The sequence below is a fragment of the Streptomyces sp. NPDC031274 genome, assembly GCF_055570235.1.
Map to the genome: position 1 here is coordinate 1 of NZ_JBVIHP010000468.1, position 1,053 is coordinate 1,053.

Consider the following 1,053-nt stretch of genomic DNA (forward strand, 5'->3'; position numbering starts at 1 on the left):
GCTTGCCCTTCTGGAACTCGATCTCCGAGCCGTAGTAGAGGGTCGGGATACCGCGGAAGGTCCACATCAGGGCCATGTTCTCGGCCCAGGCGTCGGTGCCGCCCGCGTACCGGGTGGAGGACTTGTTCGGGCCGTAGTCGTGGCTGTCGACGTACACGGCGTTGTACGTCGCGTCGTTGACGGAGTCGTCGGAGTCCTTGCCGTTGTTGTAGGCGTTCGGGGCGTCGCCGAAGTTCATGTGCATGCGCATGTCGATGATGTTCATGCCGGAGAACTTGGTGCGGTCGGGGGCGTGGTAGGCGTTGCCCTCCAGGAAGGCGTTGGTGCTTGTGGGCTGGTTGCCGGTGCCCTGCGCCTGCTCGTACTCGTACATCTCCAGGGATGCCGCCGCGTCGTCTGCGCTGTACTCCTTGCGCTCCTTCCACGTGTAGAACTGCGCGGAGTGGTTGACCGAGCCGCGGTTCCACTTGTCGTTGACGAAGGCCGCGACCTCGCCGAAGACGTAGAAGTCGTCGGCCTTGTCCGCCCCGTACTTGTCCACCAGCTTGTCGTGCAGCGCGGGCAGGAAACGGCGGTTCCACGTGGTGCGCGGGATGTGCACGGCGGTGTCGATGCGGAAGCCGTCCACGCCCATGTCGATGTACTTGTTGTAGGCGTCGATCAGGTACTTCTGCACTTCGGTGTTCTCGGTGTTGAAGTCCGCCAGGTCGTCGTGGAGCCAGCAACTGCGCGAGTCCTCGCCCTCCCAGTTGCCGATCCAGCACTGGTGGTACTTGTCCTTGGGGAACATGCCCGACGTGGGGCTGGGCCACTGGCAGTTGTAGATCTTCCGGCCGTCCGATCCGGTGCCCGACTGCTTGCCCCAGTCCTTGCAGGTGTTGCCCGCCGGTTCCGCGGTGGACCAGCGGTCGCCGTTGTAGGGGTTGCCCTGGCCGTCCTCGTCGAGCGGGTCGTACTCCTTGCCCTCGACCTTGTCGTCGTAGTAGTCGCCCCACTCCTCGTCCTGGATGCCGAACGCCGTCGGAGTGAACAGGCCCTTGGCGCCCCAGCGCG

General features: G+C 64.6%; 1 protein-coding gene. It reads right to left on the reverse strand.

Annotation, left to right across the window (positions count from 1 at the left end; all coding sequences use genetic code 11):
* Positions 1-1,053, reverse strand: a 1,053-nt coding sequence (locus tag ACZ5CR_RS47240; RefSeq protein ID WP_468870252.1) for an alpha-amylase family glycosyl hydrolase, incomplete at both ends; no start/stop codon positions are given.